The sequence below is a fragment of the Vibrio sp. 10N.239.311.G01 genome, from assembly GCF_041465805.1.
GTDB lineage: Bacteria > Pseudomonadota > Gammaproteobacteria > Enterobacterales > Vibrionaceae > Vibrio > Vibrio crassostreae_C.
On record NZ_JBFSRM010000024.1, the window covers coordinates 1 to 25732 of the forward strand.

Genomic DNA, 25732 nt, shown 5'->3' on the forward strand with positions numbered 1-25732 from the left:
TGATTACAAGTCAGTTGCTCTACCTACTGAGCTAAGTCGGCACACTAAATTCTTTATGCTTTTGTCCGTGTTGTTACTCCCTGTTAAAGAGTGTTGACACCAACAAATCAAATTGTGGTGCCCGGAGGCGGAATCGAACCACCGACACGAGGATTTTCAATCCTCTGCTCTACCGACTGAGCTATCCGGGCAACGGAGCGCTATTAAACGGATTTTCTGCATAACCGTCAACTCCTTTTTTGAAAATAACTAAAAAAACCGTTCGTTCGTTGTTTTTTTATTCAAAAGTGAGGGTTATGTTTTACCTTGGTTAAATTCTTTTTTGAATTGCGTTACTTTTTCGAGGTATCGGCGCGACTCTTTATTTGGATGCTTCTTGGTAAGCGCCCAGTAGGCTTGGCTCGGTTGCAGCGAGTTTAAGTCTTGCATTGCTCGCTTTCTGTCCTTACTGAAGGTATTGAGTACGCCACCAGTACCGCCGTTATAGGCTGAAATCATACTGTATTCAAGCGTTAATGGGTTTTTTACGTCTTTCAAATAACGATTTTTAAGGATGTAAAAGTATGCGGTGCCAGCATCAATGTTGTTTTCTGGATTGAATAAGTACTCAGGGCTTGGTTCACCAGGTTTCTTTTTGACGTGTTCAAATACATCTCGACCAGCGGTTTTAGGTACCACCTGCATAAGACCATAAGCATTAGCCCAGCTTACGGCGTACGGGTTGAAGCTACTCTCTGTCTTGATGATAGCGTAGATTAAATCTTCAGGGATGTCATAACGCTGAGACGCTCGTCGAACGATGTCGGCATATTGATAACTACGCTGGCTAGCGTGGTCGGCCACCATTGGGATTTCAACGTAGTAGGCTTTTTTAAAGTCGACTTCTTTGGTTTTTAGGTTATTCGCGATCAGGTAATCCGCAAACTGGTTCGCTCGCCAAGTCCATTGAATGGGCTTTTTTTCTTGGTCTACGACCTGATTATAGAGGAAAGGTTTGCCTTCTAGCTTGATGCTTTTAGAAGAGAATAGATCGACATGCGCCGGATCATCTGGCGTCAAAAGGGTCGTCATGATCGCATTTTTGAGGTGTTTTTTCGGTTCGGTAGAGGAAACCGTTTCCACCGTTATCAGGCCTTGGCTAAAATTCACTTCTGAACGACTTAAGTAATTATCTATGTATTTCACATAGTTACTCTTACCTGCTATCTTGATTTCACTGCTACCCCAACGTTTTTGAATGTTGCCTGAAAAGCTATCTATTAATGAATCTAGCGCCCCGGTATCTTTTTCAAATTGTCCGGGTAGCTCAGCTAAATTCTTCACAAACCGGTTGGTTGGCTCGTAATTGACATCATAAATGCTTTCGACAAATTCACGGCTGCAGCCAGTTAATAACATGGCTGTTAGGAAGTAACTTAGCTTTTTCATAGTTCCTCATACAAAAATGACATCGCAGCGTTAACCATGATGTCATTAAAAATTGCTTAAATAAATGTCTTATTCGCTTGGTGGAGTATAGCCATCAATTACGACATCTTTACCTTCAAAAAGGAAGTTAACCATCTCAGTTTCAAGAAGTTTACGATGCTCAGGATCCATCATGTTTAGCTTCTTTTCATTGATAAGCATAGTTTGCTTGCTTTGCCATTGTCCCCAAGCTTCTTTAGACACGTTGTCAAAGATACGCTTACCTAAGTCACCTGGGTAAAGTTGAAAATCTAGGCCTTCAGCATCTTTTTGAAGGCGAGCACAAAATACAGTGCGGCTCATAGTGGTTCCTCTTATCGCGTTCGTTGATTCAAACGTCGTCGTTCAGTTCAAAGGGTAGGCTCTCAATAAGCTGCTTTACAGGAGCGGCTAGGCCAATTTCTTCCGGTTTTGATAAGTTATACCAGAGACCTTTAGCCCCTTCCATTATCAAATCTGGTTGTTTATCTAATTTCACTAATACTGGCGTGATATCTAAGTGGTAGTGGCTGAAAGTGTGTCTAAACGCAATCATGGTCTTGATCGAATTGGTTTGAGTGTCTTTGATCGAACGAAGATCTAGTTGATGTTCGATCTCTGCGTTTTCATTTTGAGGGAAACAAAACAATCCGCCCCAGATACCAGATTGAGGGCGCTGTTCGAGCCACACTTGGTTGTCGTGATACAGAATCACAAACCATGTGTCTTTTACTGGCTTTTCTTTCTTAGGCTTTTTGCCAGGGAAGTCGAGCTGTCTATCGAGCTTCTTGGCCTCACACATGCTTTCAATCGGGCACAAGGTGCACTTAGGCTTGCTACGGGTACAAACCATGGCACCCATGTCCATCATTGCTTGGTTGTACTTATCGACATCTTTGTTCGGAGTATGTGCTTCGGCGTGTTCCCAAAGCTGGTTTTCGACTTTCTTTTGCCCCGGCCAACCTTCAACGGCAAAACTTCTCGCAAGCGTTCGTTTTACATTGCCATCAAGAATCGCATGAGGAAGTTTATGAACCGATGATAAGACGGCTGCTGCTGTTGAGCGACCAATCCCCGGTAGCGCGTTCATCTCTTCGATAGACAGCGGAAATTCACCACCATATTGCTCAGCAACGATCTTGGCTGCTTTATGTAGATTGCGAGCTCGTGCGTAATAACCAAGCCCTGTCCATAAGTGGAGTACCTCATCTTGTTCGGCGTTCGCTAGATCGATAACTGTTGGAAAACGTTCCAAGAAGCGTTGGTAGTATGGAATCACCGTGGTGACCTGAGTCTGCTGAAGCATGATTTCAGATAGCCAAACGGTGTAGGCGGTTTTGTTTTGTTGCCAAGGTAATTCTTTACGCCCGTAGGCGTCATACCACTTTAATATGGCGGTTGCGAAAGGAGTCACGACATGCTCTATGCTTTGCTATTATTAGAAGCGAAATTGCACCACACTTAACGTTGGATGTAAAACAGACAAATTGTGTGGGAATTTATCCACGGAAAGACTTGCACCGAAGGCAATTCTTTGGATAATCCCCGCTTTGATTAATCAATGTGCAGGCAAAAATCAATGAGTGAAGTGACCACTAACGAATATACTGAAGACGGCAAACTGGTTCGTAAGATCCGTAGTTTTGTTCGCCGCGAAGGCCGCTTAACAAAAGGCCAAGAGAACGCGATGAATGAATGTTGGCCAACAATGGGTATCGACTACAACCCAGAGCTTCTTAACTGGAAAGAAGTATTTGGCAACGATAACCCGGTTGTACTAGAGATTGGCTTCGGTATGGGTGCATCACTGGTTGAAATGGCAAAGAACGCACCTGAGAAAAACTTCTTAGGTATTGAAGTTCATAGCCCGGGTGTTGGTGCGTGTTTAGGTACAGCTCGCGATGCTGGCGTAACTAACCTGCGTGTAATGTGTCACGATGCTGTAGAAGTATTTGAACACATGATCCCAGATAGCAGCCTGCATACTCTGCAACTGTTCTTCCCTGACCCATGGCACAAAGCTCGTCACCATAAACGTCGTATCGTTAAGGCTGAGTTTGCAGAGATGGTTCGCGGCAAGCTTCAACTTGATACTGGTGTTTTCCACATGGCAACAGACTGGGAAAACTACGCAGAACATATGATTGAAGTGATGAACGTAGCTCCAGGCTTCGAAAACATCGCCGAAGATGGTGATTACATCCCTCGTCCGGATGAGCGCCCGCTAACTAAGTTTGAAGCTCGTGGCCACCGTTTAGGTCATGGTGTTTGGGACATTAAGTTCAAGCGTACTAAGTAACTTCGAATCAAATTAAGTGAAGGGTAATCCGACTTAGGGTTTAACCCCTACACTTTATGGGATTGATTAAAGCCAACATTATTGTAATGTTGGCTTTTTTGTCCTTAGGCTTTTATTTCAGTAAAGGCTTAACGACAGAAAGTAATACCAATCACAGTAAGTAAGTGATCAGAAATAGCGTAGGAAAAAGGCTTGAGAACAAGGCAGCATTTTTCGATAAGTAGTTACTCTACAATCAAAAATTCTAACGCAGTTATCGAGCATTTTAACAAGCTAGAGTGAACAGTTATTTACTACGATTGGTATATGTTACACCCCTACAAAAATAACAATATAGAAGTAAGCGCACATGAAACCAACTCAAGCTATTTTGGCCGAGATCTTAGACGAAGTTCGTCCTTTAATTGGACAGGGAAAGGTCGCTGATTATATCCCTGCACTGGCTCGCGTATCGAACCAGAAACTGGCGATCGCGGTATACACCAATGAAGGTGAGGTGATTAAAGCAGGCGATGCTGAAGAAGCATTTTCTGTGCAATCTATTTCTAAAGCCTTGAGCCTGACGCTAGCTATGGTGCTATATAAGCCTGAAGAGATTTGGCAAAGAGTAGGCAAAGAGCCTTCTGGTCAAGCCTTTAACTCGATGATTCAGCTTGAGATGGAGTATGGTATTCCCCGCAACCCGTTCATCAATGCGGGGGCAATTGTCGTTGCAGACCTACTACAAAGCCGCTTGTCTGCGCCTAGGCACCGCTTGTTAGAGTTTGTGCGTCAGTTATCGGGTGATACTCATATTGTGTATGACAAGGTGGTAGCGGCTTCAGAAATGATGCACAGCGATCGTAATGCTGCCATTGCTTATTTGATGCGTTCATTTGGTAATTTTGAGAATGATGTTATCCCAGTTCTGAATAACTACTTCCACGCTTGTGCGCTTAAAATGACGTGTGTGGATTTGGCAAAAACCTTTAGCTATTTAGCAAACAAAGGCGTGTCGGTTCAAACCAAGAAAGAGATCATCACGCCAGTTCAAACCAAGCAGTTGAATGCTTTGCTTGCGACGTGTGGCTTGTACGATGGGGCTGGTGAGTTTGCCTACCGTGTTGGTATGCCAGGAAAATCGGGCGTTGGTGGCGGTATTATTGCTATCGTTCCTGGCGAAATGACGATTGCGGTGTGGTCTCCAGAGCTTGATCCTTCTGGCAACTCGCTCGCAGGTACTAAGGCTCTAGAGTTGCTTTCAGAGCGAATTGGTCGTTCTATTTTCTAAGAGAAAGATTCGAGCACGGACGTTGTCCTATAGAACGCTTCGCACCGAGAGAGGGCTATAAAACAAAAAGGGTTGACCCTAAAGCCAACCCTTACGCAATGCTTCTCGAATCTCGAATCTCGAATCTCGAATCTCGAATCTCGAATCTCGAACTACTCGTCTTCTTCTGCCATAAAGGCTTCTAACAGATCATTGAGAAACAGCTTTCCTTTTTCAGTGATCTGCCAGTGAGTGTCGGTTTCCTTCAAGTAGCCTAGCTCTTTTGCCCATTCAATCGTTTTTTGAATCGAGTCAAAACCAAGCCCTGTCGTATCAATGAAATCCTGCTTTGGACATGCTTCCATTAACCTAAAGCGGTTCATGAAAAATTCAAAAGGGCGGTCTTCATTCGGCACTTCAAATTCATCTGATAGATAAGGTTTTACCATGTTTTGGTACGCAGCTAGATAGCCTCTAGGGTGCTTAACCTTAGTGGTACGAACAATGCGTCCATCTGTAAAGCTCAGCTTGCCATGAGAGCCACAGCCAATACCTAGATAGTCACCAAAGCGCCAGTAGTTGAGGTTATGTTGGCACTGATATCCCGGCTTGCTGTAGCCTGAAATTTCGTACTGCACATACCCTGCGTCTGCGAGCTTCTTATGGCCTAGGTCGAAGATATCCCAAAGGTCATCATCATCAGGCAGCGTTGGTGTTTTGTAATAGAACATGGTGTTAGGTTCTATTGTTAGCTGATACCAAGATAAGTGCGGAGGGTCGAGTTCTATCGCTTTATCCAAATCAGCCAACGCTTGTTCAATACTCTGTTCGGGTAAGCCGTGCATTAAGTCTAAATTGAAACTATTCAATCCAATCTTATGCGCTAAATGAGCAGCATTTACCGCTTCATCTTGACCATGAATACGCCCAAGTCTTTCCAGTTTCTCTTGCTCAAAACTTTGCACACCCACCGAGATTCGAGTAATGCCTGCCTTTTGGTAACCTGCAAAACGCTCAGCTTCGATAGTTCCCGGGTTGGCTTCCATGGTGATTTCTATTTCAGGTTTGAACGGGATGCGCTGTTCAATGCCTTGTAACAATCGGCCAATTCCTTCAGGAGAAAACAGGCTTGGGGTACCGCCACCAATAAAGATCGAATGCAGTGGGCGAGGCATACCATTGAGCTGATATTTTTCGATATCAGTATCGAGATCTTCAAGCAGTGCATCGATGTACTCTTTTTCAGGGATCTCGGCTTTCAGAGCGTGAGAGTTAAAATCACAATACGGACACTTTTGTACACACCATGGGATGTGTACATAGAGGCTAAGTGCGGGTGGTATTAGCGCTGCATTGTGCATTACAGAGCTTGCTCCTTGAGAGTCTTGAATAGTGACGCAAGCGCTTTACCACGGTGTGATAGTTGTTTCTTACGCGAAGATTCAAGCTCTGCTGAGGCGCAGTTATCTTCTGGTACAAAGAACACAGGATCGTAGCCAAAGCCATTCTCACCGTGTTCTTCAGTAAGAATACGACCTTCCCATTTACCGTGACACACTAGAGGTGTTGGATCATTCTCGTGACGCATTAGCACCAACACACAGTGGAAACGCGCAGTACGCTTTTCAGTTTCGACACCTTGCATCGCATCTAATAGTTTTTTGATGTTCTGCTTATCGGTTGCCCCTTCACCTGAGTAACGCGCTGAATAGATACCTGGCGCACCATTTAAGTAATCAACCTCTAAACCTGAGTCGTCAGCAATGGCTGGCAGCCCTGTTTCTTTCGCTGCGTGGCGAGCTTTGATGATGGCATTTTCAATGAAAGTCGTTCCTGTTTCAGCGACTTCTGAAACGTTAAATTCACTTTGCGCGACAACGTCAAAACCAAACTCAGACAGAATATCTGCCATCTCGCGAACTTTACCTTGGTTGCCTGTTGCTAAAACAATCTTACTCATGGGAATGTAGCTCTAAATAAGTTAATAAATGAAAAGTAAGGTTTGAGCTTACTCTTCTATATAGAATTTCTGTGTGAAACGCAGTGGACCAGTGCCTTTTAGGCCTGCGTTCACATCGATGTCGAAGGTGATGTTTTCTTCGTGAGTTACGGGGAACTCAGCAAGGTAATAAATCGCATCGCCTTCTTTGATTTCTCGAAACTTCAAAGTACGGGTGTTTCCAACGAGGTTCTTCGCTGTTCCCGTAATTTTAGCCGTTGTCGCAGGCTTGCCTAGAGAAGCCTTGTCTAACACGCTGATGTTGAGGATTGCTGAGTATCCATTTCGCTTAAGTTTGTATTGCTTAGCGACTTGCGAAGTTAAGAACGTGGAATTAAAAGCCGAGTAATGAACCTCGACATCCTTAATGTTCTTAAATTGCCCTGCTGAGCTTGGTAAGGCAACAAGAGCGGTGAGTAGTGCTGTTATCCATAAACGCATAATGACTCCAATAAATAGCAAAAAGCCATCATAGGATGGCTTTGACTTCAGTTGGGATTTGGCTTGGCGAGCATATTCGAACTTGCTTGTGCCTACCGAGAGCTCCCTTTTCTATCTTAATTTGCCCTTTTGCGACCTTAAACTGTTTCGCAAGGTATTTCGCTAAATGGGCATTGGCTTTGCCATCAACCGGTGGTGCAGTAATGGCAATTTTCAGTTCCTGACCGTGCAAGCCGACAATTTTGTCTCGGCTTGCTTTGGGTTGGATATAGAGCCTAAGAAGAATATCGTTTTCCTCGGCCCAAACCGCTTTTGGCATCGTCAAAGTACCTGATGTTTGTACTTGAATTATAGCTGATACCAAATAGGGCCAATCATGTCGCCCACTAGGAAGTTCGCAAATTGCAGAACAATGAACAGAACCAGTACGCTTAGGTCGAAACCACCCATGTCCGGAAGGATACGGCGGATAGGCATTAGCATTGGCTCAGTCAGTTGATGGAACACGTACTCGATTGGGCTACGGCCTTGGCTAACCCAGCTAAGGATTGCACGGATTAGCAGAACCCAGAAGATCAAACCACCCGCCGCTTTTAGCAGAGATAGTGCACCAAAGATCAGGAAGCTGATATCGAATACAGCTGCGCCGCCAGAGATAATCAGGTTGAGAGCAACGAACTTAAGCACACATAGCACATAAGCAAAAATAACCGTCGCAAGATCTAGGCTGCCGATTGATGGAATAACTCGGCGCAGTGGGGCAACAACTGGTTGTGTCGCTTTTACGATGAATTGTGAGAATGGGTTGTAGAAATCTGCACGTGATGCTTGTAGCCAGATACGCAAGATCACAACCATGATGTAAAGATCAAAAACGGTCGAGATCAGAAAGCTCATCGAGTTCATATTGTTTCCTTTTTCGGATTTACTTGCCGCTTAGATATAACCCGAGCGACAAAATGCTTAAAACAGTTTTTCCATCTCTTCAGCTCGAGCGACCGCCGCTTGCATGGCTTTGGCTACGATGTCTGATAGTTGATGTTCATTGAACGTGCGCAATGCTTCTGCAGTTGTTCCGCCTTTTGAAGTCACTTGTTCACGCAGTGTCGATAATTCAGTATTTGGATTCGCTACCACCATCTCTGCCGCGCCTAATGCAGACTGTTGCACTAATTTACGAGCGGTTTCTTGGTCGAAGCCTTGGTTGATTGCCTCAACTTGCATCGCTTCCATAAACAGGAAGAAGTAAGCTGGAGCACTCCCCGCCGCCGCAATGATGTTGTTGATTCCAGACTCTTGTTCAACCCAACTTACTTCACCAACAGCTTGCATCAGCTGAGAAGCAAAGTCTTTATCATCTTGGCTGACAGTTGCATCGGCATAAAGACCACTCATCCCTTTACCAAGCAGTGATGGCGTGTTTGGCATCACACGAACAAGGTTCAGTTGGCAGTTTAACATCTCATTAAGTCGATTCGCATTAATACCCGCGGCAATTGAGATAACCAGTTTGTTGCTGAAGTCGATATCTTGTAAGGGTTTACATACATCAGCCATCATTTGTGGCTTCACGGATAACACAACAACGTCTGCTTGCTCTGCTGCTGCAATATTATCGCTGGTGGTATTGATGCCGTATTCTTGTTCTAACGGCAGCCTTCTGGTTTCTGAAGGTGCTGTCGCAGTAATCTTTTGCGCTGGGTAACCACTAGCAACTAAGCCAGCTACAATTGAGCGAACCATGTTTCCCGCCCCAATAAAGGCGATGTTCTTATGTACCATATATAAAATCCTGAGCGTGTCGCTGCGCGGATAAGGCGAAGCGGTATCAATACTTGTACTTGTCGTTACTTACTACGGCTATTTCGCGTAATCACGAGCGCCGAAAATAGCTGTTCCAATACGAACCATGGTGCTGCCAGCCTCAACTGCTGCATCCATATCACCACTCATCCCCATCGAAAGGGTATCAATGTCTGAATACTTCGCGGCTAGCTTGTCTTTAAGCTCTGCCAGTTGAGAAAATGCATTAAGCTGAGATTGATAGTCAGATACGTTTGCAGGAATCGACATCAATCCTCTTAAGGTGAGGTTGGGGAGCGATGAAATCAACTCCGCGAGTGCAAAAACTGTCTCTTCTGAGGTTCCAGATTTGGACTCTTCACCACTGGTGTTTACCTGAATCAACACTTGCAAAGGTGGAAGTTCGCTTGGTCGTTGATCATTAAGCCTTTGTGCGATCTTATCGCGATCGACGGAATGCACCCATTGAAAGCTTTCCGCGATTGGGCGGGTTTTATTGGATTGAATTGGACCAATAAAATGCCACTCTAAATTTAGGTTAGAATGTTGTTCTGAAAAGTGTTTTACTTTATCTACACCTTCTTGAACATAGTTTTCACCAAAGGCAACTTGGCCTCCGAGTGCGGCTTCTAGAATCGCATCAATAGGTTTAGTTTTGCTGACGGCTAAAAGTTGCACGGACTCTGGAGCTCGTCCGCACTTTTGCTCAGCACTACGAATCTGTGAGGTGATTTGTTCGATATTTTGTTGAATACTACTCATAGCTGACTTTACTTAAGGGAAAATAAATGGATATCACTGAGTTACTAGATTTTAGTGTAAAGCATAACGCGTCAGATCTACATCTTTCTGCGGGTGTATCTCCAATGGTACGTATAGATGGTGAAGTAAGGAAGCTTGGAATCCCAGCTTTGAGTCATGCTGATGTGCATCGTTTGGTTTTTGAGATCATGAGCGATTCACAACGCGGCGAGTTTGAAGAAAAACTGGAAGTCGACTTCTCTTTTGAATTACCCAATGTTGGTCGCTTTCGTGTTAATGCGTTTAACCAAGCCCGTGGCTGCTCAGCTGTCTTTCGAACTATCCCTGTCGAAATCCCGACTTTAGATCAGTTAGGTGCACCTGAGATCTTCGAAAGGATTGCTAACTACGAAAAAGGGTTAGTGCTCGTCACTGGTCCAACTGGCTCTGGTAAATCAACGACTCTTGCGGCGATGGTTGATTACGTAAATCGCAACCACAATAAGCATATTCTGACGATTGAAGACCCGATTGAATTCGTTCACACCAATAATAAATGCCTAGTCAACCAGCGTGAAGTTCACCGTGATACCCACAGTTTTAAAGCGGCACTGCGCAGTGCCTTACGTGAAGACCCAGACGTGATTCTGGTTGGTGAACTTCGTGACCAAGAGACGATTAGCTTAGCGTTAACCGCAGCAGAAACGGGTCACTTGGTCTTTGGTACTCTGCACACCAGTTCTGCGGCTAAAACGATCGACCGTATTATCGATGTGTTCCCAGGTAGCGATAAAGATATGGTTCGTTCGATGTTGTCTGAATCACTGCGCTCGGTGATAGCCCAGAAGCTGCTAAAGCGTGTTGGTGGTGGTCGTGTGGCGTGTCATGAAATCATGATGGCAACACCTGCGATCAGAAACTTGATTCGTGAAGATAAGGTTGCGCAGATGTACTCGATCATTCAAACGGGCGCAGCGCACGGCATGCAGACCATGGAACAAAATGCGAAGCAGCTGATGGCGCAGGGCTTGGTTGATTCGGAAGAGGTCGAGAAAAAGATCGAAATTGAAACCTCAATGTTTTAATCAAGGTGGACACAATGGAATTGAATCAAATCCTTGAGGGAATGCTTTCTCAAAAGGCATCGGATCTTTATATCACGGTTTATGCGCCAATCCTTTTTCGTGTGGATGGTGAATTACGCCCTCAAGGAGAGAAGCTGAATGCGGCTCAAGTTGCTCAATTACTTGATGCGATGATGGAACAAGACCGACGTGATGAATATCAGCAAACGCGTGAGGCTAATTTTGCGATTGTGCGTGACTTTGGTCGTTTTCGTGTCAGTGCATTCTTTCAGCGAGAGCTACCTGGAGCGGTCATTCGACGTATCGAGACTAACATCCCAACCTTTGAGCAACTAAAGCTTCCTGATGTACTACAGGACCTATCAATAGCTAAGCGCGGACTTGTGCTGGTGGTTGGTGCGACAGGCTCTGGTAAATCGACCTCAATGGCTGCAATGACAGGCTATCGCAACACCAATCGCTCGGGACATATCTTGACGGTTGAAGACCCTATTGAATTTGTGCACGAACATAAAAAGTGCATCGTGACGCAGCGTGAGGTCGGGCTCGACACCGAGAGTTACGAAGTCGCGCTTAAGAACTCGCTACGCCAAGCACCAGACATGATCTTGATTGGCGAAATCCGTAGCCGTGAGACCATGGAATACGCGATGACCTTTGCTGAAACAGGTCACTTGTGTATGGCAACCTTGCACGCCAATAACGCTAACCAAGCGCTAGAGCGTATTCTTCATTTGGTGCCGAAAGAGCAGAAAGAACAGTTCTTGTTTGACCTATCGATGAACCTGCGTGGTGTCGTCGCTCAGCAACTCATTCGCGACAAGAATGGCAGCGGGCGTCATGGTGTATTCGAGATTCTGCTGAATAGCCCTCGTGTTTCTGACTTGATTCGTCGTGGTGAACTGCACGAACTGAAAGCAACCATGGCTAAATCGAAAGAGATAGGTATGCAGACCTTTGACCAAGCGTTGTATGACTTGGTGCTTGCAGGCAAGATCAGTGAAGAAGACGCATTCCACAGTGCCGATTCCGCGAATGACTTACGCTTAATGCTAAAAACCAGACGTGGTGATGATGACTACGGAACCGGTGCTTTGGCTGGCGTGAAGATTGATATGGGTTAGATTGATGCTGAATACTAAAAAACCGCTGTGAAGGCGGTTTTTTTTGGTCTGGATATATTAGTGGTTGCCGTAACTATTGTTGTTACCAGAATATCCTCGTTCCTTCTCTAATTTGATTTTTGTCGGATATTGTTCACCGGTATAACCTGCTGAGCCTCCGCTCATAGAGCTACATGCTGTGATTGCTAGAGAAGCGAAGATGACTAGAAAAATTTTCATATGAACTCCCACGTCCTTATTATGAATTGCACTGACACTACGGCGTGAAATTCGTGTGGGATCATAAATTAGCTCAAATGTTAATCACTTAGTTTTAACTAAGAATATTGTGCTTCAAACCAACTTTCTAGAATCACAACTGCGGATTGGTTATCGACATTACCTTTGCTTAGTGCTTTATAGCCGCCCATTTCAAAAAGGTCGGCCCTTGCTTCTGTCGTAGAAAGTCTTTCATCATGCAGTTCAACATCGACACCAAAGCGCCCTTTTAGGCGATTGGCAAACTTCTTCGCCCTTGGTGTAATCGCGGCTAGATCTTTACCATGAAGGTCGGTAGGAAGACCAACCACGATAAGATTCGGCTGCCACTCCTTGATTTGCTTTTCGATGTCATCCCAGTTCGGGATGCCATCTTTCGCCTTAAAGGCTTTTAAAGGGCTAGCTGTACCTGTGATTTCTTGTCCTATCGCACTGCCGATACTTTTTGTACCGTAGTCAAATGCCATAATTGTTCGTGACATGGGGTTTCCAAATTAATCTGTGTTTGAGAGTGTCTGTTTATTTTATTGATCTGAGTCGGGCTAGGCGTGGCCAGCGTCTGCTGAAAGCTGAGCCGCATTAATGCCTAACATCTGCACGGCGACTTTCCAGCGGTCAGAAATCGGTGTATCGAAGATGACCTTCGGATCGGCTTCAACAGTTAACCATGAGTTCTCGGTCAGTTCGGTTTCCAGTTGCCCGGGTTCCCACCCTGCATAACCAAGTGCGACTAGATAATTCATCGGTTCATCTTCTGTACCTAACACCATCAAGATATCTTTTGAGGTTGTCACTGAGATTTGATCCGTCATGCTGATACTGGATTGATAGCTGCCTTTAGGTTTGTGCAAAATAAACCCACGGTCTTCTGCGACCGGTCCACCATTCAATACAGGCTTATCAAGACTTGCTTGGTTGGGTTTTGGCTGATCAGAATCAACCTCAACTTGCTTAAGCATGCTACCGACAGTGACATCAATAGGGGCGTTGATCATCAAACCCATCGCGCCTTCGTCATTGTGCTCACAAAGGTAAATCACCGAATTTTGAAAGTATGGGTCTTTCATTCCGGGCATAGCAACCAGAAAGTGGTTCGTTAAATTCATAGAGCCTCCTGCCAGTGTGTTCCCAGTAAAGGAAAAAGAGCGGCGTAAAGCCGCTCATTGTTCTTTGCCTAGATATTTCTGTGTTTTCGAATAGCTAAGGCTTTCTTTAGTTTAGGCTATTTAGCGTTAACGCGACGCTCAATTGCATCCATTAATTTACCTGTAACTGAAATATCAAAAGCGGCTTCAATTTCACGGATACAAGTAGGGCTAGTCACGTTAATTTCAGTCAGCTTGTCGCCGATAACATCAAGCCCAACAAAGATTAAGCCTTTCTCTTTCAGTGCAGGAGCAACTGCTCTTGCGATAGCCCAGTCTGTTTCACTTAGAGGACGAGCTTCACCTGTACCGCCAGCAGCAAGGTTACCTCGAGTTTCCCCTTTTGCAGGAATACGCGCTAGACAGTAAGGCATTGGTTCACCGTCAACCACAAGAATACGCTTATCACCATTGCTGATGTCCGGAACAAAGGTTTGTGCCATTGCGTAGTTTTGGCCGTGGTTAGTCAGTGTTTCAATGATCACTGATACGTTTGGATCGCCCTCTTTCACTCGGAAGATAGACGCGCCGCCCATACCATCAAGTGGTTTTAGAATCACGTCACCGTGTTCTTCTCGGAACGCTTTAATCTTTTCAGCTTTACGAGTCACGATGGTGATTGGCGTCAGTTCAGGGAACCATGCTGTGAACAGCTTCTCGTTACAGTCACGTAGGCTTTGTGGTTTGTTGACGATCAGTGCACCGTTCTCTTCAGCACGCTCAAGAATGTAAGTCGCGTAGATGTACTCAGTATCAAACGGAGGATCTTTACGCATCAGTACCGCATCTAAATCGGATAGCGCGATAGTCTGTTCTGATTTGAACTCGTACCAACCGTTTGGATCTTCTTTTAGTTCAACAACCTTAGTGTCAGCAATGGCTACGCCTTGATCTAAATGTAGATCATCCATTTCCATGTAATGGATTTCGTAACCACGACGCTGAGCTTCAAGCATCATGGCAAAGCTAGAGTCTTTTTTGATGTTAATGGATGAAATTGGATCCATTACGATGCCAAGTTTGATCATTTTTTTCTCCTAGCCTAGATCGCCAAAACGGACTTGTAAGGCAGTAATTGCGGTTAGAGCTGCTGTTTCGGTACGAAGTACACGTGGGCCGAGTAGCGTCTCTTCAAATTTGTATTGTTCTGTCATGCCGATTTCTTCAGCCGACAAGCCACCTTCAGGGCCGATCAATAGGCGTACCTTACTGATAGGTTCTGGAAGGGTATTAATTGAGTATTTTGCACGAGGGTGTAAGTTCAGCTTTAATGCTTCACTCGGTTCGCTACACCACTCTTCAAGTTGCATGATAGGGCGAATGACTGGAACCGTATTGCGGCCACACTGTTCACACGCCGCGATAGCAATCTTTTGCCACTGTGCGAGTTTTTTCTCGAAGCGTTTTGTATCAAGCTTAACGCCACAGCGCTCTGAAATTAAAGGGGTAATGGTGTTCACACCAAGCTCAACCGATTTCTGAATCGTGAACTCCATTTTGTCGCCACGTGAAATCACTTGGCCTAAATGTAAGTCTAACGGAGATTCGCTGCTGCGTTCGATGCGTTCAGAAACATTAACGGTGACATTTTTCTTTGATACTTCGGCTATCGTCGCAGGGAATTCAGCGCCACTGCCATCAAATAGAAGGACTTCTTGGCCTTCTTTCATGCGAAGGACACGACCAACATGACCCGCGGCATCTTCGCCTAAAGCGAGTGAACCTAACTGATGAATGCGTTCTGGGTGATGAATACGAGGGATTCTCATGCTGGTAAACCTATAAATATGTTCATTTGGGTATTTTGTCTCTGCCTAACATGGATGCTTTTAGTTGAAAAAACAAGGGTAGAGCAAGAGTTTCAGGGGCAATTCTGAAACTCTTGTTTGAGATAGTTAGGAATGTTGATTGTACGAGCGACGTTATTTACAAGCAGGGTAAACAAATGGGTTGTGATTACCTTGGATGGCATAGATTCGCTCATCACGAGTACATTCCCACTTGTCGACAGGAAATTGCTTGTTCCACGCCATCATTAGGTTGGTTTGTTGCTTAGATAGTTTGAAACCATACTCTTGGCTCATGTAAAGGTAAGTACGCGCGATAGAGCCTTTTGCTCTGTCTGGCGGCATAACTTTACGCTGCTTGAAGTTGACCTGCATTTCGCACTGACCATAGCTCACGCCATCCATTCCATTCCACTGGCTGAAGTTGTAGTTCGAACGGTCACCATTTACTTCACCGATAGCTGGCGTTAGGTTGTGGAGATCGGCTTCCATGGACTTGAATACTTTGTCATTGCGAGTGCAGTTCTTGCGCCCGCCATCTTGCCAGCACTGACGCTGGTGGCCGAATTGCCAAGCTGGAACCACGTGTTCCCACTCAATTCGACTCGCCCGCTTTTGTTGTTTTCGGACTTGATAGCCACAGCCATCAAGGTCGGGAATGCCTTTCTTTTTGTCCTTCCAAGTAATGTCACAGCCGCAATAAAATGAAGTCGGATGGTCGAGGTAAATCTTCACCGCTTCTCTTTTTGCTTTGGAAAATGAGCTCGGTGGTGCGGCGAGAACGCTTTGGGTTACCAGTAGGCCAAATACTATTGTTAAGTAAAAAGATACAGGTAGGCCAAATGCTTTGAAGGTGAGTTTTTGCATAGAAAAAGACTGATAAAAGTATGATAAACATCAGTCTAGCACTCAAATGTTAGATCTCTCTATTAGATTTGTTCTACCGAGTAAATCAACCTGTCACTAGCTTAGTTGAGTTCCCGTGAAAGCTAAGGTTTGCTGGCACAATTGGCAGCGGTAGGTCGATTGATTCCGAAGTACTTTGTTGTGTCGTCTGATTGATAATGGGTAAGTGGTGCACTCACATCGATATTCAAAGGTTTTCCCTTGAACTGACGCGATTTCAAAGCTGTGAGTTGTTCTGGCTGGCACGTTGAATACTTTTTCCATCACGTATTTCCACTCGTTTCCGTGAGGCCTAACACGTCCGAAAACCTGATGCGTGATCAGGTGTGCGAGTTCATGTGGCACAACCTCGTTGATGAAGGCATCTTCATTTTCAGAAAATAGTACGTGGTTGAGCTTAATTTCGTTGAGCTGAAGGTAGGCCTTTCCCGCCGCTTTGCCTCTTAACTTGAAGGTGATAGTTGGGTGTGGAAATTCACGAGAGAAATGTTGATTTGCGATAGCTAGGCATTCGGCCAATTTCTTATTTGCTCGGTGTTGTTGCGGGGTGTAAGACAAACGTTGTTAACTCCAAATAAAAGGCCTCAGCGTTTAAACCAAGGCCTAATCATAACATTGCTTGTTGATCTAGCGATGCTTTACACGTGATGTTTTTTCTTAATGATCTCGTGATAAGCGTGCCATGTAGCATAGCCAAGTAGCGGCATGGTGACGATCATTCCGATGCCGTAGGTGGCAAAACCCACCAAAATACCGGCACAAATAATACTCGCCCAAACCACCATTGCAGGGATGTTCGATTTCACGGCATTAAAGCTAGTGAAAATCGCACTCATCACATCAACGCGTCTCTCCATCATTAACGGAATTGAAAATGCTGAGATGCTAAATATGAGGCTTGCGATAACAAAACCAATCACAGAACCCGTAATTAAGAAGGGAGCGAACTCAGCCAGTGGTGCGCCTTGCACTGAAGGGTAGAGCGCGTGCAATAACGCAGCGATACGCATCCAGAATATCATCGCAACCATCAATACGATCGCAAAGGCCCATTGGTGGGTGGAGTTGCGAGTGATGGCTTTCATCGAGTGCAGTAGGCTTGCGTTGTGGCCTTTTTCTCTTTCCCAAGCTGCGTCATACAAGCCCAGAGCAAGAAACGGCCCTATTAGCATGTACACGATCAGGCTTGGCATTACGACCAAGTGTGTTCCTTGCCATTGGACAAGCTGAACAATGGCGATTGCCGCTCCCATAAAGCACAAACCGTAGAATGCGCTGATTAATGGCATTCTTACTAAGTCATGCAGAGCAAGCGACAACCAATGAAAGGGTGCGGAAATACTGATTTGGTTACAAGGAATGGTGCGAGCGTAATCCTTATCGCTGACCTTGTGTTTTTTATCGTTCAGTTCGGATGGGTGCGCGGTACGAGGCATAGATCCCCCTAGTTAAATAACGTCCTAGTTATAATTCCATAAGGCTCATCGATGTGGCTTGTGTGAGAGTTATGGTGTTGAGCTAAATTGCTCTTTGTCATCCCAGTTTTTGTTCTAGCGTGCATTTAACGAGCGTTATCAGGCTGAATTAATTTAAGTTAAATGTGAGCTTGATCTCTTAGGAGTTACCTTAACTATTGTCAGTAGTGTTAGAAAACACAAATTATCAGCGGTTTTTTATACTAAGTGGTTAACGGTAAAGAAGGGCATTAGAGAAGAGAATGGCGAGTGAAAGTAAGGTAAGTACATAAAAATAAAGCCCTTACTAAGAAGTAAGGGCTTTAAAGAAACAAATCGCAGTGGCTAAATTATTTTAGGCCAGCGAAGTCCGCAAGGATTGCTGCTTTGTCAGTCGCTTCCCAAGGGAACTCTTCACGACCGAAGTGGCCGTATGCAGCAGTCTGCTTGTAGATAGGCTGAAGAAGGTTCAACATCTCTTGAAGACCGTATGGACGTAGGTCGAAGTTTTGACGAACTGCTTCAATGATAATTTCGTGAGCTACTTTTTCAGTACCAAACGTTTCAACCATGATAGATGTTGGATCAGCAACACCGATAGCGTAAGACAGTTGAATCTCACAACGGTCAGCCATACCAGCAGCAACGATGTTTTTCGCAACGTAACGTGCTGCGTAAGCTGCAGAACGGTCAACTTTTGATGGATCTTTACCTGAGAATGCACCGCCACCGTGACGAGCTGCGCCGCCGTAGGTATCAACGATGATCTTACGACCAGTTAAACCACAGTCACCCATTGGGCCACCGATTACGAAACGGCCTGTTGGGTTGATGAAGAAGTTAGTATCTTTGTTGATCCACTCAGCAGGAAGTACTGGCTTGATGATCTCTTCCATTACTGCTTCGCGTAGGTCAGGCGTTGTTACTGAATCACAGTGTTGAGTAGAAAGAACAACAGCATCGATACCAACGATCTTACCTTGGTCGTATTGGAAAGTAACTTGAGATTTCGCATCTGGGCGAAGGAAGTCAAGCTTACCGCTCTTACGTACTTCAGCTTGCTTCTTAACAAGAAGGTGAGAGTAAGTAATTGGAGCTGGCATTAGGATAGTAGTTTCGTTAGTCGCGTAACCAAACATGATGCCTTGGTCGCCTGCGCCTTGCTCTTTAGGGTCTTCTTTATCAACACCTTGGTTGATGTCTGGAGACTGCTTACCAATTGTGTTTAAAACAGCACAAGAGTCAGCGTCAAAGCCCATGTCAGAATGAACGTAACCAATTTCACGTACTGTTTCACGAGTGATTTCTTCGATATCAACCCATGCAGACGTTGTTACTTCACCGCCAACCATAACCATGCCGGTTTTAACGTAAGTCTCACAAGCAACACGTGCTTTTGGATCTTGTTCCAAGATGGCATCAAGAACAGCATCAGAGATTTGGTCTGCAATTTTATCTGGATGGCCTTCTGAAACAGATTCAGAAGTGAATAGGTGCTTAGCCATGAGAGCTCCACTTTTAGTTTTTGGTGTAAATAGTTTATGGCGTCGCAAGCTAGGAAGCGCCGCCATTAAATACAGTATATTTTGTAGGTGTTTCTACATCTAGACGGCTATTCTAAATTCCAGCGGTCGAATTACAAGCTCTTTTTTATGATATGTCATAACTAATCGTTTGCGTATCGATCGAGATAAGCCACTGCCAAGTGATGTAAATGTTCGAAAATTGCGAAAAATGACCGTTAAAATGCCAGTAAAACGTTTGCAGTCGCAATAGTCGTTTGAGAGAATACCCGCGCTAATAAAAATGAAAACTTTAGCAATTATCTCTTTTTTAAATCGCTTATGTATCCAGGAGCAGACATGCCTTCTCGTAAAGATCTAGCCAATGCAATCCGCGCACTTAGCATGGACGGTGTTCAACAAGCAAATTCAGGCCACCCAGGCGCACCTATGGGCATGGCTGACATCGCTGAGGTTCTTTGGCGTGGCCACTTGAACCACAACCCAGCAAACCCAGAATGGGCTGACCGCGACCGTTTTATCCTGTCTAACGGCCATGGTTCAATGTTGATTTATTCTCTGCTTCACCTTGCAGGTTACGAGCTTTCAATTGAAGACCTGAAAAACTTCCGTCAACTGCACTCTAAGACTCCAGGTCACCCTGAGTACGGTTACGCTCCTGGTATCGAAACAACGACTGGTCCTCTAGGTCAAGGCATCACTAACGCTGTTGGTATGGCAATGGCTGAGAAAGCACTGGCGGCACAGTTCAACAAAGAAGGCCACGACATCGTAGACCACTACACTTATGCATTCATGGGTGATGGCTGTCTGATGGAAGGTATCTCTCACGAAGCATGTTCTCTAGCAGGTACGCTAGGTCTTGGTAAGCTGGTTGCTTTCTGGGATGACAACGGCATCTCTATCGATGGTGAAGTTGAAGGTTGGTTCTCTGACGATACACCTAAGCGTTTTGAAGCATACGGTTGGCACGTAATCCCAGCAGTAGATGGTCACGACTCTGATGCTATCAACGCAGCGATTGAAGCGGCTAAAGCGGATCCTCGTCCAACGCTTATCTGTACTAAAACTATCATCGGTTTTGGTTCTCCAAACAAAGCGGGTACGCATGACTGTCACGGTGCTCCACTAGGCGCTGATGAAATCACAGCAACTAAAGCAGCATTGGGTTGGGAACACGGTCCTTTCGAAATCCCAGCAGATATCGCAGCTGAGTGGAATGCGAAAGAAGCAGGCGCAGCGAAAGAAGCAGCGTGGAACGCGAAGTTTGACGCATACGCAGCGGCTTACCCAGAGCTAGCAGCTGAATTCAAACGTCGTACTAACGGCGAGCTACCCGCTGAGTGGGAAGAGAAAGCAAACGCAATCATTGCTGATCTTCAAGCTAACCCAGCAAACATCGCTTCACGTAAAGCATCTCAAAACGCACTAGAAGCGTTTGGTCAAATGCTTCCAGAATTCATGGGCGGCTCTGCTGACCTTGCGCCTTCTAACCTGACTATGTGGTCTGGTTCTAAGTCTCTTGAAGCAACTGACTTTTCTGGTAACTACATCCATTACGGTGTACGTGAATTCGGTATGACGGCTATCATGAACGGTATCGCTCTGCACGGTGGTTTCGTGCCATACGGCGCAACGTTCCTAATGTTCATGGAATACGCGCGTAACGCAATGCGTATGGCTGCTCTGATGAAAGTTCAGAACATCCAAGTTTACACGCACGATTCTATCGGCTTAGGCGAAGATGGCCCTACTCACCAACCGGTTGAGCAGATCGCTTCTCTACGTCTGACTCCAAACATGAGCACATGGCGTCCATGTGACCAAGTTGAATCTGCAGTGGCTTGGAAACTGGCTATTGAGCGTAAAGATGGTCCTTCATCTCTAATCTTCTCTCGTCAAAACCTTGCACAACAAGATCGTAATGCTGAGCAAGTTGCTAACATCGCTAAGGGTGGTTACATCCTGAAAGATTGTGAAGGCAAGCCAGAGCTAATCATCATTGCAACTGGTTCTGAAGTTGAGCTTGCAGTTGAAGCTGCTGCACAACTAACCGCTGAAGGTAAAGCTGTACGCGTAGTATCTATGCCTGCAACTGACGCATTCGACAAGCAAGACGCTGAATACCGTGAGTCTGTACTTCCATCTGATGTTACAGCGCGTATCGCAGTAGAAGCTGGCATCGCTGACTTCTGGTACAAATACGTTGGCTTCGGTGGCAAGATCATCGGTATGACAACGTTCGGCGAATCTGCACCAGCAGGTGAGCTATTCAAGATGTTCGGTTTCACTACTGAAAACGTAGTAAACACAGCGAAAGAGCTTCTTGCTTAATCATTGACTGATGGCCTGTGCTAACAGTTAAATGAAGGAAAAACCGAGCGCTGAGCTCGGTTTTTTGTATCTGGGATTTGTTTCTTCTAGGCTTATCTCTACAAGCAACAGATTAACCTGTCCTAACTAAACGGGGTTATTCAAGTAATGCCTTTTGGGTAGGATTCAGTTATCATCTGTTGCACGAAATTTTGGTTAGATGTACGGAAATATGCTAAAAGTCGCGATAAACGGATTTGGAAGAATAGGGCGTAATGTATTACGCGCTGTCTATGAAAGTGGCAAAAGCCAACAAATCAAAGTAGTAGCTGTTAATGAGCTTGCTCAGCCTGACGCTATGGCTCATCTATTGCAGTACGACACTAGTCACGGCCGCTTCGGCAAGAAAATCTCCAACGATCAAGAGCACATCTATGTCCATCACGGCATTGGTGCGGAAGATAAAGGTGAGTTCGATACCATTCGTATCTTACATCTTGCTGATATTGAGCTGTTGCCTTGGCGTGACCTAGAAGTGGATATTGTTCTCGACTGTACCGGTGTTTATGGTTGCCGAGATGACGGCCTAGCGCACATTGCTGCTGGGGCAAAAAAGGTACTGTTTTCTCACCCTGGTGCCAATGACCTCGATAACACCATTATCTATGGTGTGAATCACGATACCATTGAAGCGGGCCACCGAATCGTTTCCAATGGTTCATGCACCACCAACTGTATTGTTCCTATCATTAAGGTTCTTGATGACGCCTTTGGCATTGAGTCCGGTACTATTACAACTATTCACTCTTCAATGAATGATCAACAAGTTATCGATGCGTACCACAGCGATTTGCGTCGTACTCGAGCGGCAAGCCAATCGATCATTCCTGTCGATACCAAGTTGCATAAAGGTATTGAAAGAATCTTCCCGAAATTTTCCAACAAATTTGAAGCTATATCTGTGCGTGTGCCGACGGTAAACGTAACAGCGATGGATTTAAGTGTCACAATTAATGCAAATGTGAAAGTTAATGACGTAAATCAAACCATTGTTAATGCATCCCAGTGTACATTACACAATATAGTTGACTATACTGAAGCGCCGCTGGTTTCCATCGACTTTAATCACGATCCCCATAGCGCAATCGTTGATGGTTCACAAACTCGAGTGAGCAACGGCCACTTAGTTAAAATGCTAGTGTGGTGTGACAATGAATGGGGCTTTGCGAACCGAATGCTGGATACGGTTCTTGCAATGCAAGCTTCTGAAGGCAAGAAGTAAGACCTAGAAGCAAATGTGCGGATTATTTATTTTTTAGCTTGAAATAAATACTAAGAGTCCACATATTATTAGTAGTGAAAGAATTACCAGTTGAATAATTTATAGGCTTAGCAGGGTTGCTGAGTTTCCAAAACTTTATATTTATTTAAATTTGAGAGGACAAATCATGTCTGTGATCAAGATGACTGACCTGGAACTTGCAGGTAAACGCGTATTTATCCGTGCTGACCTAAACGTACCAGTAAAAGACGGTAAAGTAACTTCAGATGCACGTATCCTTGCATCTCTACCAACTATCAAACTTTGCCTAGAAGCTGGCGCAAAGGTAATGGTTACTTCTCACCTTGGTCGTCCTACTGAAGGCGAATACAACGAAGAGTTCTCTCTAGCTCCTGTAGTTAACTACCTAAACGACGCACTAGACTGCGAAGTTAAACTAGCTAAAGATTACGTAAACGGCCTAGAGCTAAACGCTGGTGAACTTGTTGTTCTTGAAAACGTTCGTTTCAACAAAGGCGAGAAGAAGAACGAAGAAGCACTTTCTAAGCAATACGCTGCACTATGTGACATCTTTGTAATGGATGCATTCGGTACAGCTCACCGTGCTCAAGCTTCTACACACGGCGTTGGTACTTACGCTCCTGTAGCATGTGCTGGCCCTCTTCTAGCTGCTGAGCTTGAAGCGCTTGGTAAAGCAATGGACAACCCAGCTCGCCCACTAGTGGCTATCGTTGGTGGTTCTAAAGTTTCTACTAAACTAACCGTTCTAGAATCTCTTTCTAAAATTGCTGACCAGCTTGTTGTTGGTGGTGGTATCGCGAACACATTCATCGCTGCTGAAGGCCACAACGTAGGTAAGTCTCTATACGAAGCTGACCTAGTTGAAACGGCTCAAAAGCTAATGAAAGAGTGTGCTATCCCAGTAGCAACTGACGTTGCATGTGCTAAAGCATTCGACGAAAACGCAGAAGCTGAAATCAAGCACGTTTCTGAAGTTCAAGACGACGACATGATCTTCGACCTTGGTCCAGATTCAACTGCGGCACTAGCTGAAATCATCGGCAACGCGAAAACAATCCTTTGGAACGGCCCTGTAGGCGTATTCGAATTCAAGAACTTCGAAGCGGGTACAGCTGGTATCTCTAAAGCAATCGCTGAGTCTGCAGGTTTCTCTGTAGCAGGTGGTGGTGACACGCTAGCAGCTATCGATAAGTTCGGTATCAAAGCTGACGTTTCTTACATCTCTACTGGCGGTGGCGCTTTCCTTGAATTCGTTGAAGGTAAAGTACTTCCTGCAGTAGCAATGCTTGAAGAGCGTGCTAAAGCATAATTGATTTAGAAAGGCGAGATGTGAATCTCGCCTTTTAACGTTTGCTGCATATCACACTTTTTTGCTAGAATGGCATAAGTTGTGAGCAAACGATTGCAAGTTTTTAAACTTAAGTTTTTTAATCTTAAAACGATAGAATAAATAGGACTATTTCCATGTCTAAGATCTTCGATTTTGTAAAACCTGGTGTGATTTCTGGCGATGACGTACAGAAAGTATTTGAAGTAGCAAAAGAAAACAAATTTGCTCTTCCTGCTGTAAACGTTGTTGGTACTGACTCTGTAAACGCAGTACTAGAAGCAGCTGCTAAAGTTAAAGCTCCAGTAGTTGTTCAGTTCTCTAACGGCGGCGCTGCATTCTTCGCAGGTAAAGGCGTTAAACTTGAAGGTCAAGGCGCACAAGTTCTTGGCGCTGTAGCTGGTGCAAAATACGTACACGCTGTAGCTGAAGCTTACGGTGTTCCAGTTATCCTGCACACTGACCACGCTGCTAAGAAACTTCTTCCATGGATCGACGGTCTACTAGACGCTGGTGAAGAGTTCTTCGCACAAACTGGTAAGCCTCTATTCTCTTCTCACATGCTAGACCTTTCTGAAGAGTCTCTAGAAGAGAACATCGAAACATGTGCTAAGTACCTAGAGCGCATGGCTAAAATGAACATGACAATCGAGATCGAACTTGGTTGTACTGGTGGTGAAGAAGACGGCGTTGATAACTCTGATATGGACGCATCTGAGCTTTACACTTCTCCAGAAGACGTAGCATACGCTTACGAGAAACTAATGGCTGTTAGCCCACGTTTCACTATCGCTGCATCTTTCGGTAACGTACACGGTGTTTACCAAGCTGGTAACGTTGTACTTACTCCAACTATCCTACGTGACTCTCAAGCATACTGTGCAGAGAAGTTCGGTATCGCACCTAACGCTCTAAACTTCGTATTCCACGGTGGTTCTGGTTCTTCTGAAGCAGAAATCCAAGAGTCTATCGGCTACGGTGTTATCAAAATGAACATCGATACTGATACACAGTGGGCAACTTGGGACGGTATCCGTCAGTACTCTGCTGACAACTTCGATTTCCTACAAGGTCAAATCGGCAACCCAACTGGCGAAGCTGCTCCAAACAAGAAGTACTACGATCCACGCGTATGGCTACGTGCTGGTCAAGCTTCAATGGTTGCTCGTCTAGAGAAAGCATTTGCTGACCTTAACGCTGTAGACGTACTATAATTCTTTGAATTAAGTACTCTTTAAGTTTTAAAAACCCGCTCATTGAGCGGGTTTTTTTATATCTGATAAAAACTTGTACTAAATATGTGAAAAACCTAGCGTGCGGTGAATAAATTTCGTAGTCTTTTAGTTATCGGTATTTGTGTTTATCGGTAAGTTTTAATAATTCAAAAGCTTACATAAATATGACTTTGCAATCTGTCAAAGATAGGATATCGTGCCGAAAAACTGAACTTGGTTCAGTTTATAAAAAGGACTTGGCTTTAATTTACTTTTAACACAATGACTTAACGGTAATTACACTGTTTATTATAT

27 protein-coding genes and 1 tRNA gene are annotated in these 25732 nt (G+C 44.8%); 8 read left to right on the forward strand and 20 right to left on the reverse strand.

The genetic code is table 11. From position 1 onward, the window contains the following. Positions 1-115 precede the first annotated feature (115 nt). The 4 genes from AB6D06_RS17230 to mutY form a co-directional block, all read right to left on the reverse strand. Positions 116-191, reverse strand: a tRNA-Phe gene (locus AB6D06_RS17230). Between the two features lie 103 nt (positions 192-294). Next, positions 295-1428 (reverse strand): membrane-bound lytic murein transglycosylase MltC, encoded by a 1134-nt coding sequence (mltC, locus tag AB6D06_RS17235; RefSeq protein WP_017063191.1) that lies wholly within the window; start codon positions 1426-1428, stop codon positions 295-297. Positions 1429-1497: 69 nt separating this feature from the next. Continuing rightward, the gene (locus AB6D06_RS17240) at positions 1498-1770 is read right to left on the reverse strand and encodes an oxidative damage protection protein (protein WP_010435637.1); all 273 of its coding nucleotides are present in this window, start codon (positions 1768-1770) and stop codon (positions 1498-1500) included. A gap of 28 nt (positions 1771-1798) precedes the next feature. Then, entirely contained in the window at positions 1799-2860 is a 1062-nt protein-coding gene (gene mutY / locus AB6D06_RS17245; RefSeq protein WP_372084262.1) for an A/G-specific adenine glycosylase, read from the reverse strand. Between the two features lie 165 nt (positions 2861-3025). On the opposite strand from mutY, the gene trmB reads away from it, so the two are divergent. Beyond that, the gene (trmB, locus tag AB6D06_RS17250; protein WP_017062250.1) at positions 3026-3745 is read left to right on the forward strand and encodes a tRNA (guanosine(46)-N7)-methyltransferase TrmB; all 720 of its coding nucleotides are present in this window, start codon (positions 3026-3028) and stop codon (positions 3743-3745) included. Between the two features lie 349 nt (positions 3746-4094). Further along, entirely contained in the window at positions 4095-5015 is a 921-nt protein-coding gene (glsB, locus tag AB6D06_RS17255; RefSeq protein WP_017062249.1) for a glutaminase B, read from the forward strand. Positions 5016-5167: 152 nt separating this feature from the next. Here the strand turns inward: glsB and hemW are convergent, their stop codons facing one another. The 7 genes from hemW to AB6D06_RS17290 form a co-directional block, all read right to left on the reverse strand. After that, entirely contained in the window at positions 5168-6355 is a 1188-nt protein-coding gene (gene hemW / locus AB6D06_RS17260) for a radical SAM family heme chaperone HemW (RefSeq protein WP_017067796.1), read from the reverse strand. Then, complete coding sequence (locus AB6D06_RS17265) at positions 6355-6954, reverse strand: XTP/dITP diphosphatase (RefSeq protein ID WP_017062247.1); 600 nt, start codon at positions 6952-6954, stop codon at positions 6355-6357. Before AB6D06_RS17265 ends, hemW begins: the two co-directional genes overlap by 1 nt. 48 nt (positions 6955-7002) lie before the next feature. After that, positions 7003-7434 carry a DUF4426 domain-containing protein gene (locus AB6D06_RS17270; RefSeq protein WP_017062246.1) on the reverse strand — a complete coding sequence of 144 codons (432 nt, stop codon included), beginning with the start codon at positions 7432-7434 and terminating at the stop codon, positions 7003-7005. Between the two features lie 28 nt (positions 7435-7462). Further along, positions 7463-7753: a DUF167 family protein YggU gene (gene yggU, locus AB6D06_RS17275; RefSeq protein WP_372100774.1), complete on the reverse strand. Its 291-nt coding sequence runs from the start codon at positions 7751-7753 to the stop codon at positions 7463-7465. Between the two features lie 29 nt (positions 7754-7782). Beyond that, positions 7783-8340 carry a YggT family protein gene (locus AB6D06_RS17280; protein WP_372111155.1) on the reverse strand — a complete coding sequence of 186 codons (558 nt, stop codon included), beginning with the start codon at positions 8338-8340 and terminating at the stop codon, positions 7783-7785. A 57-nt stretch (positions 8341-8397) separates the two neighbouring features. Continuing rightward, complete coding sequence (proC, locus tag AB6D06_RS17285) at positions 8398-9216, reverse strand: pyrroline-5-carboxylate reductase (protein WP_017062244.1); 819 nt, start codon at positions 9214-9216, stop codon at positions 8398-8400. A gap of 78 nt (positions 9217-9294) precedes the next feature. Continuing rightward, the gene (locus tag AB6D06_RS17290) at positions 9295-9999 is read right to left on the reverse strand and encodes a YggS family pyridoxal phosphate-dependent enzyme (RefSeq protein WP_017062243.1); all 705 of its coding nucleotides are present in this window, start codon (positions 9997-9999) and stop codon (positions 9295-9297) included. A gap of 26 nt (positions 10000-10025) precedes the next feature. On the opposite strand from AB6D06_RS17290, the gene AB6D06_RS17295 reads away from it, so the two are divergent. Both AB6D06_RS17295 and AB6D06_RS17300 read left to right on the forward strand, forming a co-directional pair. Beyond that, positions 10026-11063, forward strand: coding sequence for a type IV pilus twitching motility protein PilT (locus AB6D06_RS17295; RefSeq protein ID WP_017062242.1), 1038 nt, complete (start codon positions 10026-10028; stop codon positions 11061-11063). 14 nt (positions 11064-11077) lie between these two features. Further along, a complete protein-coding gene (locus AB6D06_RS17300; protein ID WP_372111158.1) occupies positions 11078-12187 on the forward strand; it encodes a PilT/PilU family type 4a pilus ATPase in 1110 nt (369 codons plus the stop codon). Positions 12188-12244: 57 nt separating this feature from the next. Here AB6D06_RS17300 and AB6D06_RS17305 read toward each other — a convergent pair whose 3' ends face one another. The 9 genes from AB6D06_RS17305 to metK form a co-directional block, all read right to left on the reverse strand. Continuing rightward, the gene (locus AB6D06_RS17305; protein ID WP_017090793.1) at positions 12245-12406 is read right to left on the reverse strand and encodes a hypothetical protein; all 162 of its coding nucleotides are present in this window, start codon (positions 12404-12406) and stop codon (positions 12245-12247) included. Positions 12407-12504: 98 nt separating this feature from the next. Beyond that, complete coding sequence (gene ruvX / locus AB6D06_RS17310) at positions 12505-12927, reverse strand: Holliday junction resolvase RuvX (protein WP_004735480.1); 423 nt, start codon at positions 12925-12927, stop codon at positions 12505-12507. Between the two features lie 60 nt (positions 12928-12987). Next, positions 12988-13551, reverse strand: a complete 564-nt coding sequence (locus AB6D06_RS17315; RefSeq protein WP_017095267.1) for a YqgE/AlgH family protein — start codon at positions 13549-13551, stop codon at positions 12988-12990. Between the two features lie 116 nt (positions 13552-13667). Further along, the gene (gene gshB, locus AB6D06_RS17320) at positions 13668-14618 is read right to left on the reverse strand and encodes a glutathione synthase (protein ID WP_017077777.1); all 951 of its coding nucleotides are present in this window, start codon (positions 14616-14618) and stop codon (positions 13668-13670) included. Positions 14619-14627: 9 nt separating this feature from the next. Further along, positions 14628-15359: a 16S rRNA (uracil(1498)-N(3))-methyltransferase gene (gene rsmE, locus AB6D06_RS17325; RefSeq protein WP_017062238.1), complete on the reverse strand. Its 732-nt coding sequence runs from the start codon at positions 15357-15359 to the stop codon at positions 14628-14630. A 153-nt stretch (positions 15360-15512) separates the two neighbouring features. Beyond that, a complete protein-coding gene (locus AB6D06_RS17330; RefSeq protein WP_017062237.1) occupies positions 15513-16244 on the reverse strand; it encodes an endonuclease in 732 nt (243 codons plus the stop codon). Positions 16245-16340: 96 nt separating this feature from the next. Continuing rightward, positions 16341-16841, reverse strand: coding sequence for a SprT family zinc-dependent metalloprotease (locus tag AB6D06_RS17335; protein WP_017062236.1), 501 nt, complete (start codon positions 16839-16841; stop codon positions 16341-16343). An 80-nt stretch (positions 16842-16921) separates the two neighbouring features. Further along, the gene (locus tag AB6D06_RS17340; protein WP_017062235.1) at positions 16922-17719 is read right to left on the reverse strand and encodes a DUF2189 domain-containing protein; all 798 of its coding nucleotides are present in this window, start codon (positions 17717-17719) and stop codon (positions 16922-16924) included. A 368-nt stretch (positions 17720-18087) separates the two neighbouring features. Then, entirely contained in the window at positions 18088-19242 is a 1155-nt protein-coding gene (gene metK, locus AB6D06_RS17345) for a methionine adenosyltransferase (RefSeq protein WP_372100767.1), read from the reverse strand. 357 nt (positions 19243-19599) lie between these two features. Between metK and tkt the strand changes: the two genes are divergently transcribed. The 4 genes from tkt (at position 19600) to fbaA (ending at position 25417) form a co-directional block, all read left to right on the forward strand. Further along, positions 19600-21594, forward strand: coding sequence for a transketolase (gene tkt / locus AB6D06_RS17350; protein WP_048605833.1), 1995 nt, complete (start codon positions 19600-19602; stop codon positions 21592-21594). Positions 21595-21805: 211 nt separating this feature from the next. Then, positions 21806-22855 carry an erythrose-4-phosphate dehydrogenase gene (gene epd, locus AB6D06_RS17355; protein WP_017066020.1) on the forward strand — a complete coding sequence of 350 codons (1050 nt, stop codon included), beginning with the start codon at positions 21806-21808 and terminating at the stop codon, positions 22853-22855. A gap of 166 nt (positions 22856-23021) precedes the next feature. After that, positions 23022-24185 carry a phosphoglycerate kinase gene (locus AB6D06_RS17360; RefSeq protein WP_017059064.1) on the forward strand — a complete coding sequence of 388 codons (1164 nt, stop codon included), beginning with the start codon at positions 23022-23024 and terminating at the stop codon, positions 24183-24185. 155 nt (positions 24186-24340) lie between these two features. After that, entirely contained in the window at positions 24341-25417 is a 1077-nt protein-coding gene (gene fbaA, locus AB6D06_RS17365) for a class II fructose-bisphosphate aldolase (protein WP_010435694.1), read from the forward strand. Positions 25418-25732: the final 315 nt, after the last annotated feature.